Origin of the sequence: Citrobacter freundii complex sp. CFNIH4 (genome assembly GCF_002934505.1) — a bacterium.
Taxonomy (GTDB): Bacteria; Pseudomonadota; Gammaproteobacteria; order Enterobacterales; family Enterobacteriaceae; genus Citrobacter; species Citrobacter freundii.
Map to the genome: position 1 here is coordinate 3121869 of NZ_CP026231.1, position 18659 is coordinate 3140527.

Below are 18659 nucleotides of genomic sequence, written 5' to 3' on the forward strand. Positions count from 1 at the left end.
TAAATTCTCATCATTGATAAATAGTGTGATCGCGGAAGATAAAATAAGAAAAACATTCAAAAACAGCGTGGTAGATTGATTTTTCGCAAATCATTTTTGCATTGTTTCGCCTATTTATCATTTTCCTTGAGAAAGGTGACACACCGCCGGAGAAGTACCATGATTTCAGTACTCAGCAATATTCAGGATGATATATGCAATTACGCCGACGCTATTTCTGGCATAACGGGCACGGACGTTGAAATCATTGATGAATCTTTAATGCGCATCGCGGGTACCGGGAAATACCGACATATGCTCAATGAGAATGTGGCCAAAAATGGCTACATTTATCGTCACGTATTGCAGGTGCGAGAAACGGTACTGATCAAAAACCCCGGCGAACATCCGCTGTGTCAGTTATGTGAAAAACACCACTACTGTTCTGAAATGCTGGATTTGAACGCACCTATTTTTCTCAATAATCGCGTGATTGGCGTGATCGGGATTATTTGCTCAACCCAGGCACAGCGTGACACGTTACTGAGCCAGATTGATAAATTTGTCACCTTTATTGAGCAAATCGCCGTAATGATCTCCAGTAAGGTCTTTGAATGCCTGGAACGTTTACGCGCACAGGAAACGCTTGGCGCATTTCGGCGTCTGATCGATGCCATGGACCGCGGCGTGGTAGCGATTGATGGCAAGGGTCTTATCTGGCATGCCAATCATTCAGCTGATCGCATCCTCAACCGTGAGGTTCAGGGATTACCTCTGACCATTGAAACAACCGGGGACAGCCTGTATGGCGATGAAGAAGCGTGGCTGACGCTTGAAGGTCAGAAACATCATGTACTGTGCAAACAAATTTCGCTCTCCTCACAGGATAACGATCGCTTAACCATGGTTATCTTTCGTGATGCACACGACTACCTGAGTAACCTTACTCCATCCCCTTATGAGTCCGACATACAGGTACGACTAATTGGTCACTCTCCCTCAATGGAACAGCTCAGAAGTACCATAGGTAAAATCGCCAACAGTTACGCCAGCGTGCTCATCACCGGGGAAAGTGGCTCGGGGAAAGAGGTCGTGGCATTTGCCATTCACCAGAGCAGTCCCCGTAAAGCCGCGCCTTTCGTAACAATCAACTGCGCGGCTATCCCAGAACAACTGCTGGAAAGCGAACTGTTTGGTTATGTTCGCGGCGCATTCAGCGGGGCTGATCCTAAAGGGCGAATGGGGAAATTTGAACTGGCCAACGGCGGCAGCCTGTTTCTGGATGAGATTGGCGATATGCCACTACACCTGCAGGCCAAGCTGCTCAGGGTATTGCAGGAAAAGGCGATCACCCGCGTTGGCTCTAATAACACCATCAATATTGATGTGCGCATTATTGCCGCAACTAACAAAAACATTAACGCGATGGTGGAAAATAATCAGTTTCGTGAAGATCTTTTCTATCGCCTGAACGTAGTCCCTCTGGTACTTCCTTCCCTGCGTGAACGCCGGGCTGATATTGCAGTCCTCGCACAGTATTTTGCCGATGAGTTTTCGGTCAGTTACCAGCGACCACCGCAAAAACTGCCTGATGACGTTATTAATCGCCTTTATGCCTGGCACTGGCCGGGCAACATTCGTGAATTACGCAACGTGATCGAATACATTTTTGTGATGCGCGGAGAAGCCGCTGGGATCAACGCCAGCCATCTTCCCCCTTACCTGCTTACCGCCGCTGACGGTAGAAAAACGACGATGACCGCGCAACCCCGACAGCTTGCCAACAAAGGAAAACAGGCGGAAAGGGAGGCTATCGAAAACGTCATCCAGCGATTCGGCTCAAGCGTTGAGGGAAAAAAGCAAGCCGCGACAGAACTGGGGATCAGCATTGCCACGCTCTATAGAAAAATAAAACTGTACGGACTGTAAGCTTTCCTTATTAACTGAGAAGCCCGCACAACGCGGGCTTCTCATCGGTAGAACAGAGCACATTAAGCCCGAAAATACTTAATCAAACACACCATTAATTACCGCGGTGACAATCGCCGTACTCAGTGCAATCAACACCAGATTGTCGCCCACAACCTGCCATTCATAACCTGGATAATACGGCAATTGGTTCAGCATAGAGGATGGAACACTTTTCTTAGCGATCCCCGGAGGAAGCGGCTTTCCTCGCGCCAGATTTTTGGCGATACCCGGAGGCAGTGACTTATAGCCCGTCAAACCATATCTGACGGCATACTGTCTGGCCACGTTATAGCTGATGTCACTATCAACATGGTCCGGCTTACCATAATTTTTACGTTGTTCTGCCTGCGAATTGCCTTTCTGGCTATTGCCCTTATTCCCGCTAATACCATGATTGCTACTATTTCCATGGTTGCCACTATTTCCATGGTTGCCACTATTTCCATGGTTGCCACTATTACCATTGCCGTTGCCATTACCGGGGTTGGCCAATACTGGGGTGGCGCACATCGTCATCGCGGCAACGGCGACTAAAGCTGTTGCTAAAGCACGAAGTCTGGACATGATGATTCCTTAAAATGTGGATACATATAAAAATGTACGGTATCGCGTGAATGCTGGCTATCGCTACAACTCCGATTTATTGGCAAAAAAGGGAAAGCACATAGCACACATCACGCTATTCGCCTCGCCGCGGTGGAGAAAAGTTAGCCAAAGATGTTGCAGAACTGCTATAAAGTCTTTCTCTTCTGTCGGCTGGTGTTAAACTGGAAAGTGTGATCTTCATCATAACCTGCTTAAACAGAGAAAAGAGACACTGCTATGCAACATATCATTGAGGGCTTCCTCAACTTCCAAAAAGAGATTTTCCCTCAACGCAAGGAACTCTTTCGCAGCCTGGCATCCAGCCAAAATCCTAAAGCGCTTTTCATCTCCTGTTCCGATAGCCGCCTGGTGCCAGAACTCGTTACTCAGCAAGATCCCGGACAGCTTTTCGTTATCCGCAACGCCGGTAATATCGTCCCCTCTTTCGGCCCGGAACCGGGTGGCGTATCCGCAACCATCGAATACGCGGTTGTGGCACTTGGAGTGACGGATATCGTCATCTGCGGACACTCCAACTGCGGCGCGATGAAAGCCATCGCCGATAGCCAGCCTCTGGATCCGATGCCTGCTGTGGCTCACTGGCTGCACTATGCCGATGCCGCGAAAGCCGTGGTCGAGAAAAAAACCTGGGCTAACCCAATCGATAAAGTTAACGCCATGGTGGAAGAGAACGTTATCGCGCAGCTCAACAACATTAAAACGCATCCTTGTGTCGCGGTTGGACTGAGAAATAATGCTCTTCGTCTGCACGGCTGGGTATATGACATCGAAAGCGGTGAAATCCGTACCCTGGATAAAAACAGCAAAACCTACGTTTCCCTTGCTGAAAACCCGCAGGTGCATTTCGAGTAATTCTTCCACTGGAGCAAGGATGCTCTGGATAATTTTTACCTACTTTGGTGCTATGGACAAAAAACATCCTTGTCACTAACATTAAAATAACCGCAGGTGTTACCACGCGGTTTTCGCACATTCATACAACATTGCTACATTGCGACAAGTCTCATGAGCTGCCCCGCAAGTAGCTGTTCATACATGGTGCAAGCGATAAAAAGGAGCAGGTACGAATGCAAGCGAAAATAAAAAGAATAATAAACATGTTATTCTATCATGAGTCGTGGGATATCATGCTTATTAAGGATAATGGCACACACTTATTTCCTGATAACACGCTGGAAATATTGAATAAATCTGCTGCGCAGCAGTTAAAAAAGAAATATACGTTTCAGGCCGATCCTTTTCTTATTGAAAAAGACGACAAACTGTATGTTTTTTATGAAGCTTTTAGCTTCCGCAACTCGAAAGGCACGCTCCGCTGCCGCATTCTTGATCGTGAACTAACTGAAATTGATGATGTGAAACTTGAAGGATTTGACGACCTGAGGTGTCATTTGTCATTTCCTTTTCTGATTAATATCAACAATCAACTCTTCATGATCCCGGAATCATCAGAAAGAAAAGAAGTGCTCCTGTTCCAGTCGGTAGAGTTTCCTGCGCGCTGGAAGAAAATTAAAGTTCTACTCTCTGACACCGAAGTCACAGATAACATTTTTCTTTCAATAAATGAGACTTGCTATCTTTTGTCGACCACCATGGATAATAAAATAATTATTCATTCCGCAGAGCATCTTCACGGTCAGTGGCAGCGGATCACCCCTACATTAAAGGTGAGTAATCATCATCATCGAGGAGCTGGTACCCCTTATCTTGTCGATAATAAAATGTACTTCCTCACCCAGGAATGCACGCCCGAAACTTATGGAAAATCAATCTATATCAAAGAATTAGTGACACTTAACGATATTAACTTTGATGAGAATCTGATCGAACAAATCAATTCATCGATCAACCACAGTGACGGTGTTCATACGCTGAATTTCTCAAATAATTACATTGCTTATGATACAAAAATCAATAAGTTCAGTCTGTTGGCTATCTTAAAAAAACTATCATATAAATTTATGGTAAAATACAGAAACATCTACCTTTCCCGGCAACACAACTGATTCACTGGATTCTCAGGTGACATTGGTAGAAAATTGTTCGGGTTTCTAGCATTTTTCTGGAGTCTGTATGGCAATTCTTGTCACAGGTGGTGCAGGTTATATTGGTTCACATACTGTTTTATCACTACTGGAAAGAGGCGATGATGTCGTTGTCATCGATAATCTGGCAAATGCGAGTCGGATATCGCTGGACAGGGTCGCGGAACTTACCGGAAAGGAACCCATTGTCTATATCGCCGATGTTCTCGACAGACAGGCCTTAAAAAACATTTTTACCAACCATCACATCACCGATGTCATTCATTTTGCAGGGCTCAAATCGGTTTCCGAGTCGATAAAAGAACCTCTTGCCTACTATGAAAACAACGTCACCGGAACGCTGGTTTTACTGGATGAGATGCTGGCCGCAGGCGTTAACCGATTCATTTTTAGCTCATCAGCTACGGTATACGGTAATCCGGAAAGCGTGCCGTTGAGCGAGCAATCACGTACGGGCGGTACCACCAATCCCTACGGCACCTCTAAATTAATGGTCGAACAGATTCTGGCCGATTTCTCACGTGCGCAACCTGATTTCCGCATTACCTGCCTGCGCTATTTCAACCCGGTCGGCGCCCATCCATCGGGTCGCATTGGTGAAGATCCTAACGGTATCCCAAACAACCTGGTGCCATACATCTCCCAGGTCGCGATTGGTAAGCTTAAAACCGTATCGGTGTATGGTAATGACTATCCAACCCCTGACGGAACCGGCGTGCGTGATTATATTCACGTCATGGATCTGGCGACTGGTCATTTAGCCGCGCTTGATTGCCAGAACAAAGGCGCTGCCTACAAGGTGATTAATCTCGGTACCGGGGTCGGTTATTCCGTGATTGATCTGATTAAGGCGTTTGAGAAAGCGGCGCAGACCAAAATTCATTATCAGTTTGTCGCCAGAAGACCCGGAGACATTGCCGAATGTTGGTCTGACCCGTCACTGGCATACAAAGAGCTCGGTTGGAAGGCGGTCTACAATCTTGATGAAATGATGCGTGACACCTGGAACTGGCAAAAAAATAACCCGAATGGGTATCAAATTTAATGTTCACAGCAGCGAGCCTGACCGTCAGGCTCGCTGCTGTGTCTTACTATTGTACTGTTATTGTTGATACCCGGTACCAGCCGCTGTTCTGCTTCCCTTCATTGGCAAAGTTAATTCTCGCCGCACCCGACTTATCCAACATCGCAACCTCAATCGCGTACTGCCCTTTTGCCAGTCGGCCTGGCATAGATAACGCATAACTGACCTGATACTTACCGGGGAGCCAGCGGCGAATATCCTCCGCGGAATTCCCCTGAGCCACCACCTTATTAGCATTGTCCACAACACGGAATGCCAACATATAAGGCATATAAATCGGAGCGATACCCTCATTGTACCAGGTACTGTCCAATGTCAGCGTTTGTCCGCTGTCCCACACGGACTCATGGCTCAGGGACGCCAGGCGAAATCGATAGCCTAATTTGGTCAGCGCATCGTCGACAATCGGTCGATAGTCGCTGGGTATCGCTCTCGATTTCAAGTTAATGGTACTGGCGTGCTGTTTGACCGCCCAGTCAAAAATACCCTGCACTTCGGCACGCGTATAATGAAAAGTATTCTTCCAGTCTTGCATATATGAACAGATTTCCAGACTGACCGGCGCACGTTTCCAGGCGTCGTTGAACCCTGAATAACTCTGCTGCGCAGCCAGCAATCGCTGCGGGTAATCATCAGTCATATGGTTCCAGGAGTCCGAAAATACGCGCAGGTCCCCCCAACAGTCCGCACGCCATCCTGCCCCACGCTCCATCGCATTCGCCAGACTTTGTCCGCCGCTTATCAGCATGGTTTTTGGCGTCACCGGAAAAGCAGAAAAGTGCATCGCGACGTAGCGATCCAGTTGCGCCGTGGTGTATCGCTCCAGTAATGGCTTCAGGTTCGGGAAGTTGCTGTTATGCCATTCTCCCCATGATCCCACCATGCCAATATCAACAAACGCGAGATTCTCATTACCATCGTAGCGCTTACCAAATGCGTTCAACAGACGCTGGCTGTATTGAATGAACAGAGGATCGTCTAAATCCGGGGCAAATGTCTTTTTATCCGGCGTCCAGGTACCTTTCACGCCTTTTTTAATCAGCCAGTCAGGAATTTGCGAGCCGCTTTCCGGCTCTGCCAGTACCATAAATCGTAGCCCGACATTCATCGCTGGACGATGTGCCGCCGCGTATTTGAAGGCATCATCCACCAACGCAAAATTATACTGGCCTTCGACTGGCTCCAGGTCCCGCCAGTAAAAACGGTCGTATTCAAATCCGGTATTGGGATAGTCCGCCAGCCCCAGCGTTTCACCGTATCCCTGATGAAAACTTGCCACGCCAATCCCCGGATTGGTCAGCGGGCCAGTTAATGCTTTGGGGGTTACGGTCGTTAATGCGGAGATGACCGTTAACGGAAAGGACATTAACAACAGCGCAGAAACCCATTTACACTTCATCGCAGTAATGCCTCCACAGGTTTGTTAACGCTAGTGGTTTTTCAGACTTAACCACCAATCCCAGATACCTACGTGAAAATTTTGGAACACATCAATACCTAACGCGGATTTGATCATATACAGCGTCAACAATACGCAGCAGGTGACGAACAGCACGGCAATCAGCAGCAAAAAAGTGAGCAACATTCTCGACAGGGTCGATTCCTGGCGGTGCTGGCGGCGTAAATCTCTGCCAAACAAAAAAACCAGATAATAACGCTTACTGAAAAAGGGAAAGCTTCTGCGAATATCGATCTGATGCCGCGAAGCCAGCGTCGAGGCCAGGATCGCATTTTCCACCCCTTCTTTTTGTTCAGGGGTCAACCCCTGCGCAATCGTCTCATCAAGATGAGTATAAAATCGTTCGATGACGGGGGGACGATTTTGAGGACTGGTCAAAATTAACCTATATATTTATCAATTGAGTGATAGACGTTAACCGTCTTTTTGGCGATTTCATGCCAATTGTAGTTTTGCAAATATACACGATAGTCCACGCTATTTGCTGTTACCCCTTGGCCTAATTTTTCGGCCAGACCGGTTACATCTCCCACCTTAAAATAGGTCTCGGCAGGCAGTTGAACTTCAAGGTTAGCAGGAATATCACTGACGACGGCCGGAAGAGAAAATGACATTGCCTCCAGCAGCGCAATGGGCAATCCTTCATGGTATGAAGGCATCACAAATAGCCTGGCCTGCGAAAACACCGCCTGCAGCTCATCACCACGTAAGAAACCGGTCATCACGACACCAGGCGTGTCGGCGGCAAGCTTTTTGAGGCGAATGCTGTATTCGGTTGGATGATCCGCATCACCAATTAACACTAACGGCATGGTCAAACCACTGTGTTGATAGGCGGCAATGGCATCATGCATCCCTTTTTCTTCCACAAACCGCCCAACCACAACGAGATAATTTTTCGGCTGCAGCCCAAAGCGGGAGAGTGTATTGTCGATGGTGAGCTCTGATAACAACCGCGGCTCATTTACGCCATTGTGAATTAAATGCGCATCATAGCGACCATGTTTTTTCTGGATCAGTTGATTAATAACTTCAGAAATCACAATCACCTCGTTGGCATATCTCACCGCCCAACGTTCGCCCAGCAGCAATATTTTTTTTGCAACGAAACCCCATTTCTGACGATCGTAATCAGGTCCGTGGTGGGTGAAAACCACCTTCTTACCCATCACGCGTAAGAGTGGGATCACAAGGCCAGGGCCGATAGCATGGACATGCACAATATCCGAATGGTCGATACGTGTCCTAAACGCCGCTAAAACGGAATGGACAATAGCTTCCAGCGAGCGCTTTTTGGGTGCCCACAGCGCGTAGGTTTCGACTTTTTTATAGACCGATCGTTTGTAATTTACATATGGCGAGCGAGCAATCACGCAAATATCCGCGTCGAACTGCTGCTTAATGGCAGGATAAAGATTCTGACAGTGTGTCTCCACACCGCCCAATACATCGGGAATACCACGCGTTCCAAAAACCGTTATTTTTTTACTCATTCTATGGCCTGCTCAGCAGTTCTTTATACAACGCCTGTAAGGTATCCATATGTTTACTGAGCGCATATTTTTCACTCAACCGCGCACGGCCATGTAAGCCCATATTCCGCGCCTTCTCTTGCGAGTCAGCCAGGGCGTCCATCGCATTTGCCAACTCCTGCGCATTGCCTGGTTCGAATAAAATCCCTTCGATACCGTCACGAATTTGTTCCGGGATGCCGCCAATGCGCGATCCAATAACCGGCTTGCCTAAAGACATCGCTTCCAATATCGCCATAGAACAGTTTTCATAGCATTCAGAAGGAAGGATCACCGCTCGCGCATGCTTAATAAGCTTGTCGAGGGCTTCTCCTTGTTGCACATAACCTAAAAATTCAACATCAGGGTATTTGGCGGCTAATTCATCATGCAACGGACCGTGCCCCACAACTTTCAGCGGCGCGCTGTTCTGCATTTTTTTATGCGCTTCCAACAACGTTGCCACGCCCTTTTCACGGCTCAGACGGCCAAAGTACAGCATATAGCCCTCATCGCTTACTTCGGCCAGGGGACGACTGTCATCAACGCCATTGACGATGACATCAATGCGCGAATTTGGCAGCGTACGCAGCAGGATACCTCGTAAAAAAACACTCGGTGAAATAATCACATCCAGTGCCTGATAGTTTTGTGCAATGTACTGCCAGGTTGCCTCCAGGGAGAGCAGTAAGCTTTTTGAGGCTGAACCTTCCTGGCAACGATACCTGAAGGCATTGAAAACCGTCCCGGTAATACAGGAATCGCACACTTTGCCGTCGCGCAGCATGGAATACGAGGGGCACACAATCTTATAGTCATGCGCAGTCAGCACCGTTTTGCTGCCAAAATTACGCGCAACTTTAATCAACGCCGGTGTTAACTGATGGTAGATGTTGTGAAAGTGGACAATATCCGGGCGCTCTTTTTCTAATAGCGCCAGCATTTTTTTGCAGGCCTGCGAATTATGAATAAAGTTAACCGCCGTTTTGATACCGCCCAGCAGATTGCTCTCTTTGTGGTAGTCCACATTGCTGACGAAATAATCCGCATAGTCCGAGGGGAGATTATTATCATGATGCATAGAGAAATCAATAACCTGCACTCCGGCCTGTTTCAGCATATCGCGCTCTTGAAAATAAACCGTTTCCGCGCCGCCTTTAATGAAAAAAAACTTGTTAACTAATAATACTTTCATGGCGCCTGCCCCGGTTATTCATGAATGATTTTACTGTTGGGTGGAGTCAACGGATCGCGTACTGGTTTAGTCAACCCTTTAACCAGCCCGGCAGAAAGCACGGCCAGGTTCATTACGCTTTGCAGGCCGTTTAATAACGATCGATTCTGTACGGTTTTCAGGACAATAAATGCAAGTAAGGGCAGAAATGCAATGTCGAAAAGTTCAAGATTGAAGGTCACCGCCGCAATGAACAAGCCAATCAAGTAAACAGAAAAAATCGCCTCGTTCCTGACCATTTTTAACGCTTTGCCGAAATAAGGTTTTCCCCAGGCACAACGTAAAAGCTCGCCAGGGGCCTGATAGTATCCGCTTTTCCAACGGTGCTTGAGCATCTGAAAGGTCGGCATGGTATGCGAAGTATGAATAAAATAAGGAATATCCAGACGCCGCAGTTTATAGCCCGCTTCGATTAAACGCAGACCCAGCTCAGCCTCTTCATACGCGTGCAAATTACGATTAGTCAGATAACCAACTTTCTCAATCGCAGAGCGACGATATAATCCACCACCGCCTAAATGGTCGCTATCCCCGAGCGGATAGATTTTATTAATGCGTTGCTTACGAGACTTAAATTCATAGTTAACGGCATCATCCATTTCAACAGTTCCCGCAACGCCTGCATATTCTGGTTCAGCCTGCAAAAAGGCGACTGCCTGATCCACAAATCCTTCTTCCAGCTCCATGTCGCCGTCCATCAACAACAGATATTCCCCTTCACTATACAGATAACCTAACTGGTGCCCGACGCCACAGCAGCGATCGCCAGGGTCAGTTAAGGACACTACGGTCACCCCTTTATCGATCGCAAGCTGTTGGGTGTTATCCGTTGAGAGACTATCTGCCACAATAATTTTATGTGGATAGTCAATAAGCTGCTTACGGATGCTGTCAATCGTCTTCTCAATACATTTAGATTCATTGAGTGTTTTAATACTCACTGAAATAAACGGTTTATTGTCCATACAATTACCCTACGCAGCGAAGGACGGTTCGACGAATCACTAAACTTGCACCTAGTGATAAATAGAACAGGAATTGTAACATCGGTGTAATCATCAGTATCTGGCTGTAAGGTAAGCTAATTAAGCAACTGATAGCAAAAGCGTTAAACGCCGGTGCAAAACTCAGCAACTGGAGATCCTGCTGGTCCAGTTGTTCAAGTCTCAGTAATGGCTTTGGCTGACAAACTTTCAGGATATAAATGAATAAGCTAACAAAGAGTAATGTACCAATCGCCCCCACTTCCCACAGCAGCATACTCAGGGAAGTCGAGTCGAGAATTAAGTTGTAGATAATATTCAAAAATCCCGGCGACACCGTACTACCACTGTTAGTGGCGTTGAGTCCGTAGCCAAATAACGTTCCTGAAAGCCCCCACAGATCGTTATTTTTCAACCAGAACAGGAACGTCGTAAAGCGCCCTAATTCACCGGTAGACATAATGTAGTTTGGATCAAAGATATAGCTTAAGGAGTCGATAAAAATACTTAACGAGCTTTTCGATGGATCGCCACCGAACGCCGTAGAATAATAGTACGCGAGGATCACAATCGACAGGCTAATGAGCAACAGCATTCCCGCCACAATAACCAATAACGTCTTCAGATTAACCTTACTAACGTCTTTGATGTAGCTCGGTGAGAGCCACACCCACGCCAGGAATATTGGCGATAGCAGGATGACAAACTTCACTTCACCAATTATGCATAACCCGATACCGAGAACAATATGCAGCGCCATGGATTTGAACGTGGTGAGCCCATGCTTATATTCGGAGACTTTTAACAACATAATTAACAGGCAAAACAGCCCCATTGCGGCAGTATTCCCGCCCCCCATGGGGTCACCGCCAAACGTGCCAACCACGGAGTCCCATTTCTCATCTTCGCCGCGCACCGCGACGCGCTGGGGAACGACCAGTAAAACCTGATAAATCATTACCGGGATCTGCGCGTAAAAAATCCAGTACAGATAGCGTGTTACACGATAAATCTGCGACTCCCGGCAAAACCCTAGCAGCAAACAGATCATCACCAGCGACAATGCAATTTCGTTTTTAAATGCCACAATCGCGACGGTGATTCCGCCCTGAATCAACGTCGATGTCCCAGCCAGTACCAGGAACGAGAAATACAACGCCAGAACAATCGTCTCCTGCGCATCCAGTTGCAGCGAGCCATCACGCGTCTGCATCACCAATAATCCCACCATCAATAAGGTGAGGAAAAAAGGTATCCACAGCACTGACTGCATACCGGTAAAGTATTGCACCAAGCCACACAGGATCAGCGTGACAAAAGTATAAACCTGTAAATAGTATCCGGTATTCAGTGTCATATTATCACCGGCTTGTCTTTCAGGAGATTGGCTCGCTTATTCATTTTCAGATAAATGAAGGCGTAGCGAATAAATGTCAGTGAAGAAAACAAGATGACCGACGTTGCATAATCTTTATAAAAATAGGGCGTCACGACAAAAGCGAATAGTACAATCGCCAGCTGTTCCAGTTGGATACGCAGAAAATAGCGATGGGAACCAAAAATAAGTTCTATCACCGTCAGAGGGCTTATCGCCAGCGCAGGGAATAAATAGGGCAACATGTAGCGCGACGTCTCAATGGAGTTAATCCAGTCTTCGCTAAAACCGAGACGCATCACAATCGGATAGAAAATAAAAACCCCAAGGGTACAGATAACCCCTAGTACCAGCAATAGCATACGTACCTTGGTATATTCCTGATAGTTAAAGGTATTATTTCTGAAGTCGATAGACCACTTGGAGAAAATAGTATTGCGTACCGCGTTGCCGATGATCACCACCGGTGCCAGGCAAAAGCGGCTAACCACGGAAAAATAACCCGCCGTCAGCGCCGAGAACCAAAAGTTAATCAGCATAATCGGCAAATTGCTGCTGGCCATCGCCAGCACTTCCGCACTGCCCACTTTGGTAATGTGATGAATATTCTGTTTGAAAAAATGCCAATTACTGGCGGGTCGCAGATGTCTGGCTGCCACCGAACGAATATCAAACGAATGCAAAATACAGCTTATGGTCAGCGCCATCGTCGCGCAGGCCCACGACCAATAAAACAGCTGTACATAATGCGTAATCAGAACCGAAAGTAATACCACCACTGAAACAGAAATACGCTGGAAAATCAGAAAACGAAAGTTGGCCGTGCGTAGCGACAGGTTTTCCGAGATCAAAACCCACGCCGTTGCCAACGTCAGCAAATAGAGAAACAGGATGTTCTGGTGAAACAGCCACGCGGTGAGCACGGCGTAAGGTAAGGCAATGATCGTGCTTTGGATCAGGCAAAACACAACATTCTGTACCAGTTCGTCATCCTGCTGTTTAGGAATTAACAGCTGTGATGCAAAGGTACACACCTGAGCGCCCACCACGGCGATGCTGTAGTTGAGTGCATAAAGCCCCACCTCAGCCATATCGTACTTGTGTGAAATCAACCAAATAGACAGTGCACCAATCAACTGCGAGATGACTGATGAACCGGCTATTGTGGAAGCGCTCTTCAGTAGACTCATACGCGGCCTGGCGTGGTCATCAGTTGATCGGTACTGAAGTTCAGTGAACGCAGACCTTCTTGCGTCTCAAGATCTTTTTCTTCAACCGCATTGAGTACCGCGCCAATTACCACGCCGTTATTTTCTTCCAGCTTATCCAGCGCGTTGGCGATTTGCCCGGCGGACCCCGTCCCCGCTTTCACGATGAAAATCACCCCATCAACGGCGCGTTTAATCAGTTGAACATCCTGACTCTGATTCACAGCAGCGACATCAATAATAATGCGCTGATAGTGCGATTTCAGTTCACGCATTAAGGGCTCAACGTGCCCCGACGACAGCATCAGTAAAGAAGAGATGGTTGTCTTGCCGTGCGGAATAAAATCGAGATGATCACTGAGCGTAATCCGCGCCTTTTCAAGCTGAACCTCCCCGCGCAACAGTTCCGCCAAACCTGCGGATGTTGCCGACGCCAGTTCAGAAGAGAGCCCGTCAGTGTTAAAGAAATCCGCATCAATAAGCAGTGTTTTCTGGTCGAAACTAAAAGAGTTAGCTAACAGATTCGCCAACAAAGAACGCCCATCGCCGTGCTCCGTCGACGCCACCGCAAGCGTCTGTAAAGGTCGATTATCCAGCATAATCCGGGTACGGATACCGTGCACAATATCGGCATTCAGCGGGTTCTTCATGATCATGTCCCGCACCTGCGCGCGCCCTGAGGTTCCGCTAAAACGACGGATTTCACCCAGCGGAGCAACATTGAGCCGTTTTTTCATGCGACTGAGGGTACCGATTGAGTTATCCATTGCCGCTTTAACAATGAAATACATGATGCTGAACACCACCACCAGCATGACCACCATCAGCAACAGCAAAGATTTATTCGGTTTCGCCGGTTTTAAGGCGGGTACCGCAGGGTCGTATAACACCGCATCAGCATTCACGCCGGACAGAGACAGCTCTTGAGTACGTTGATAAAGCGATTTATACAGGTCTTCCATTTTATCTAACGACAGCTTTTGACTGTTCCAGGCATCCCGTTTTGACGCCATTTTCTGGAAGATCTCTTTCTGCTCAGTCACCTGCTGTTGATAGTTTTTTTCGTCCGCCAGCGCCGCCAGATATTGCTGGCGTAAACCGACTTTCAGCTCACCCAACACTCGTCCAGTCTGGTTTTGGATCGACTGAACATCGGCCTCCGCTTTTAAAATGGCGGGATTTTTTGGCCCGTAGACTTTACGCTGTTCGGACAACGTTCGTTGCGCCTGAATCAACGCAATGCGCAAATCCTGGATCTGAGCATGATTAGAGACCGAAGGCAGCGAGATAACGCTCTCAATGGACTTACCTCCCCCGTTCACCTCGTTATAGACGGATTCAGCGGCAACCCGACGCTGAGTTGCATCGGCCAGGCGATTGGTTACGATACTTAACTGCTCGGTTTCAAAACCATCGATTCCACGGAAGGTCAGCAGCCCGGCATTTTTCAGATAGTTGTCCATCTCGTCTTTTTGCTTAGCTATCGATTTCTGAATCTCTTCCATTTTTTCAAAATTCAGTTCGCGAGCTTTCTCCACCTTCAGACGCTTCTGCTCCACCGTGTAGTTGATGAAAGCCTGCGCGACGCCATTCGCAATGTCAGCCGCAACCTGTGGGGACGTTGATTCATAGGTAATAGACGCCAGGTTCGTCGTACGAATACCAATGACATTCAGATTTTTCGCCAGCGTTTTCAGCGCTTGTTCCATTCTCAGTTGCCGACTTTCATTGCTATCAGCCCCCCGAGCACCGGCTTTTTCCCCGGTAAACTCCGGGTTTTCATCCAGCTTCATATCACGTATGGCTTTCTCCAGCACAATACGTGAATGCATCAACGCATATTGTGTTTCGTAGTAACCACTACGCGTTGAATCGAAACCATCAACCTGTGGAAACGGAGAAACGTTATCAGCTTGCGCCTTAATCAGCACCGTCGCCGTTGAAACATACTTTGAGGACATCATGCTGATTAATGGATACGCGACGACCCCGGCAACGATACCGGCCAGTGCGATTTTCCAGGCGTTCTTTTTCAACTCTTTGGCAAAGCGGGAGAATTCGACACTGCTTTCTCGTTTTTTGCCGTTTTCCACTATAGATAGTTTCATCGTTAGAAGAACCCCATGCCAATAATCACGACATCCCCTGGATGAACAGAGTGCGTTAAATCGACATTCTCAAGCAGCTGATTGCTACCCGACAGACGAATGTTGATATCTTGACGGTCCGCACGGTCTGTAAACCCACCCGCCTGCGCAATAGATTTCTCGACGGTAAGCCCTGGCTCATAGGCGAAGCCATTTGGACTTTTCACCTCGCCTGAAACATAGTATTTGCGGAACTCGGCAATGCTCACCGTCACCATCGGAGTGGTAAAATAATCTCCGGTCAGGCGTTGAGTTAAGGAAGGTGCGAACAAGTTCCTGATATGAGATCATCATATTCATCCGGAGCGCATCCCAGAGGGACATCATGAGCCATCAACTCACCTTCGCCGATAGTGAATTCAGCACTAAGCGCCGTCAGACCCGAAAAGAGATTTTCCTCTCCCGCATGGAGCAGATTCTGCCATGGCAGAATATGACCGCTGTCATCGAGCCGTTTTATCCCAAGGCGGGCAATGGCCGACGGCCCTATCCGCTGGAGACCATGCTGCGTATTTACTGCATGCAGCATTGGTACAACCTGAGCGACGGTGCCATGGAAGATGCCCTGTACGAAATCGCCTCCATGCGCCTGTTTGCCCGATTATCCCTGGATAGCGCCCTGCCGGATCGCACCACCATCATGAATTTCCGCCACCTGCTCGAGCAGCATCAACTGGCCCGTCAATTGTTCAAGACCATCAATCGCTGGCTGGCCGAAGCAGGCGTCATGATGACCCAAGGCACTTTGGTGGATGCCACCATCATTGAGGCACCCAGCTCTACCAAGAACAAAGAGCAGCAACGCGATCCGGAGATGCATCAGACCAAGAAAGGCAATCAGTGGCACTTTGGCATGAAGGCCCACATTGGTGTCGATGCCAAGAGTGGCCTGACCCACAGCCTAGTTACCACCGCGGCCAACGAGCATGACCTCAATCAGCTGTGTAATCTGCTTCATGGAGAGGAGCAATTTGTCTCAGCCGATGCCGGCTACCAAGGAGCGCCACAGCGCGAGGAGCTGGCCGAGGTGGATGTTGACTGGCTGATCGCCGAGCGTCCCGGCAAGGTAAAAACCTTGAAGCAGCATCCGCGCAAGAACAAAACGGCCATCAACATCGAATACATGAAAGCCAGCATCCGTGCCAAGGTGGAGCACCCGTTTCGCATCATCAAGCGGCAGTTCGGCTTCGTGAAAGCCAGATACAAGGGGCTGCTGAAAAACGATAACCAACTGGCGATGTTATTCACCCTGGCCAACCTGTTTCGGGTGGACCAAATGATACGTCAGTGGGAGAGATCTCAGTAAAAACCGGAAATAACGCCAGAAATGGTGGAAAAAATAGCCTAAATAGGCTGATTCGATGTGTTTGCGGGAAAAAAATCGGCCCAGATCCGCGAAATTTTAATCAGCGAGTCAGCTTGGGAAGAAATGACCTGCTTATTCGCACCTTCCTTAGCGTTATTGAAGCCGATGGCAGCCGTCGCAATTTCAGCGTGCCTTATTCGGCGGTACCGAACATGCTGCGCGCAGGTAACAGCCGTTTTCAGTTTACGGCCGGGGAATACCGTGACGGTTACAGTGGCGGCTGGCGGCCCCGTTTTGTCCAGGGAACGTTGAGCTATGGCCTCAGCTCTGGAACCACGCTGTACGGCGGTTTACTGACGGCGGAAAGTTACAACGCGATTGCCACTGGGGTCGCTCAGGATCTGCATCAGTTCGGCGCGATCTCCTTTGATATCACCACCGCCCGAGCACAGCTTGCCAGCGGAGAAGCGTCCACGGGGCAAAGTTACCGTTTCCTGTATTCTAAATCGCTGAACCAGTACGGCACGGATTTTCGTCTGGTTGGCTACCGCTACAATACATCCGGCTATTACAGCTTTAGCGACACCATTAACGAGCATAACAGCTGGTCCTCGGGTTATTACGACATCGCCTATGACGACCCCAATCAGCAGCTGCGTTACCCTGGCGAGCAGCACAACAAAAAGCATTACTACACCAGTAACTACAATAATCGCCGCCAACGTTTTGAGGTTTCTGTTAATCAGCGTTTGTGGGATAACGCCTCGCTTTACGTCAGCGCCAGCCAGCAAAACTACTGGCACAACGGGAGTCACGACCGCACGATACAGCTGGGTTACAACGATACGCTGGGGAAAATCAACTGGAGCGTATACGTGCAGGACACCCGCAACCAGTACGACTACCAGGACCGCAGTATCAACCTGACGTTATCCATCCCATTTGATTTCATGGACAGCCACGGCTTTGTCTCTGCCAACGTGATGCATAGCCAGCAGAATGGCGACAGCTACTCCACCAGCTACAGCAACACCGCATTTGACGATCGTCTGAGCTGGGGCGTTCAAGGCAGTACCACCGATCGACAGGATTCCGCTGCCGGCGTTAACGCCGCCTGGCAAGGCGACAAGATGAACGTTCAGGGAGGCTATAGCGCCGGGCGCAACTACCAGAATATGAATATGGGCATCAGCGGCGGGGCGATGCTGCACGCAGGCGGCGTTACGCTTATGCACTCTCCGGGTGACACCATGGTGTTGGTCGAGGCTCAAAATGCCAACGGCGTCCATATCCAGCAACAAAACGGCGTGGCGATAGACGGTAACGGCTATGCGGTCCTGACTACGGCAGATGCCTGGCATTACAACGTGGTGAGTCTGAATACCGCCGATATTGGCGCCGGTCTGGATATTCCCCAGGCACAGAAAAAAATTGTCCCGACAGAGAAAGCCATCGGCAAAGTCGTGTTTGAAACCTTCAGCGGGCGCAACTATCTGGTGAATGCCGTCATACCTGGCAACATAGCCCCGCCGGTTGGTGCGATCGTTCGGGATGCAAAAGGCCGCAATCACGGCCTGGTCGGTTTGCATGGCGCTCTGTATGCCAGCGGCGTGGAAGATAATTCGCGCCTGGAAGTGCGCTGGGGCTCACATACCAATGAACACTGCTTTATTCAAATGCCGGATAACCATCACCAGCCGGTGAAGAAAATCGGATATACACAAATTACTGCCCAGTGCGTCGGTTCGTAA

The 18659-nt window shown here is 48.5% G+C and carries 14 protein-coding genes and 2 pseudogenes; 6 read left to right on the forward strand and 10 right to left on the reverse strand.

What is annotated here, in order from left to right; genetic code table 11:
* Nucleotides 1-159 precede the first annotated feature (159 nt).
* Nucleotides 160-1908 (forward strand): sigma-54 interaction domain-containing protein, encoded by a 1749-nt coding sequence (locus C2U41_RS15955; protein WP_044713271.1) that lies wholly within the window; start codon nt 160-162, stop codon nt 1906-1908.
* A gap of 78 nt (nt 1909-1986) precedes the next feature.
* Here C2U41_RS15955 and C2U41_RS15960 read toward each other — a convergent pair whose 3' ends face one another.
* On the reverse strand, nt 1987-2514 hold the full coding sequence (locus C2U41_RS15960; RefSeq protein ID WP_103849203.1) for an anti-virulence regulator CigR family protein: 528 nt from the start codon (nt 2512-2514) through the stop codon (nt 1987-1989).
* A gap of 258 nt (nt 2515-2772) precedes the next feature.
* Between C2U41_RS15960 and C2U41_RS15965 the strand changes: the two genes are divergently transcribed.
* From C2U41_RS15965 to galE, 3 genes are all read left to right on the forward strand, one after another.
* Entirely contained in the window at nt 2773-3408 is a 636-nt protein-coding gene (locus C2U41_RS15965; protein ID WP_003037157.1) for a carbonic anhydrase, read from the forward strand.
* Nucleotides 3409-3623: 215 nt separating this feature from the next.
* Nucleotides 3624-4562: a glucosamine inositolphosphorylceramide transferase family protein gene (locus C2U41_RS15970; RefSeq protein ID WP_057102115.1), complete on the forward strand. Its 939-nt coding sequence runs from the start codon at nt 3624-3626 to the stop codon at nt 4560-4562.
* A 67-nt stretch (nt 4563-4629) separates the two neighbouring features.
* Nucleotides 4630-5646 (forward strand): UDP-glucose 4-epimerase GalE, encoded by a 1017-nt coding sequence (gene galE, locus C2U41_RS15975; protein WP_057102116.1) that lies wholly within the window; start codon nt 4630-4632, stop codon nt 5644-5646.
* A gap of 46 nt (nt 5647-5692) precedes the next feature.
* Here galE and C2U41_RS15980 read toward each other — a convergent pair whose 3' ends face one another.
* From C2U41_RS15980 to C2U41_RS16020, 9 genes and pseudogenes are all read right to left on the reverse strand, one after another.
* Complete coding sequence (locus tag C2U41_RS15980) at nt 5693-7084, reverse strand: DUF4832 domain-containing protein (protein ID WP_057102117.1); 1392 nt, start codon at nt 7082-7084, stop codon at nt 5693-5695.
* 30 nt (nt 7085-7114) lie between these two features.
* Nucleotides 7115-7522, reverse strand: coding sequence for a hypothetical protein (locus C2U41_RS15985; RefSeq protein ID WP_032938074.1), 408 nt, complete (start codon nt 7520-7522; stop codon nt 7115-7117).
* Between the two features lie 2 nt (nt 7523-7524).
* Nucleotides 7525-8637, reverse strand: coding sequence for a glycosyltransferase family 4 protein (locus tag C2U41_RS15990; protein ID WP_103849202.1), 1113 nt, complete (start codon nt 8635-8637; stop codon nt 7525-7527).
* 1 nt (nt 8638) lies between these two features.
* On the reverse strand, nt 8639-9850 hold the full coding sequence (locus C2U41_RS15995; protein ID WP_044699634.1) for a glycosyltransferase family 4 protein: 1212 nt from the start codon (nt 9848-9850) through the stop codon (nt 8639-8641).
* Nucleotides 9851-9864: 14 nt separating this feature from the next.
* Nucleotides 9865-10854: a glycosyltransferase gene (locus C2U41_RS16000; protein ID WP_046670405.1), complete on the reverse strand. Its 990-nt coding sequence runs from the start codon at nt 10852-10854 to the stop codon at nt 9865-9867.
* Between the two features lie 4 nt (nt 10855-10858).
* Nucleotides 10859-12229: a capsular biosynthesis protein gene (locus tag C2U41_RS16005; RefSeq protein WP_103849201.1), complete on the reverse strand. Its 1371-nt coding sequence runs from the start codon at nt 12227-12229 to the stop codon at nt 10859-10861.
* The gene (locus C2U41_RS16010) at nt 12226-13437 is read right to left on the reverse strand and encodes a lipopolysaccharide biosynthesis protein (protein ID WP_046670403.1); all 1212 of its coding nucleotides are present in this window, start codon (nt 13435-13437) and stop codon (nt 12226-12228) included. The genes C2U41_RS16005 and C2U41_RS16010 overlap by 4 nt, the downstream gene beginning before the upstream one ends.
* Nucleotides 13434-15563 (reverse strand): GumC family protein, encoded by a 2130-nt coding sequence (locus C2U41_RS16015; RefSeq protein ID WP_003839730.1) that lies wholly within the window; start codon nt 15561-15563, stop codon nt 13434-13436. Before C2U41_RS16015 ends, C2U41_RS16010 begins: the two co-directional genes overlap by 4 nt.
* 2 nt (nt 15564-15565) lie before the next feature.
* A pseudogene (locus C2U41_RS16020) lies at nt 15566-15859 on the reverse strand (polysaccharide biosynthesis/export family protein); the annotation flags it as partial.
* A gap of 68 nt (nt 15860-15927) precedes the next feature.
* Here C2U41_RS16020 and C2U41_RS16030 point away from each other — a divergent pair.
* Together C2U41_RS16030 and C2U41_RS16040 are read left to right on the forward strand one after the other, a co-directional pair.
* A complete protein-coding gene (locus C2U41_RS16030; protein WP_032170067.1) occupies nt 15928-16908 on the forward strand; it encodes an IS5-like element ISKpn26 family transposase in 981 nt (326 codons plus the stop codon).
* Nucleotides 16909-17054: 146 nt separating this feature from the next.
* Nucleotides 17055-18659, forward strand: a pseudogene (locus tag C2U41_RS16040) (fimbria/pilus outer membrane usher protein); the annotation flags it as partial.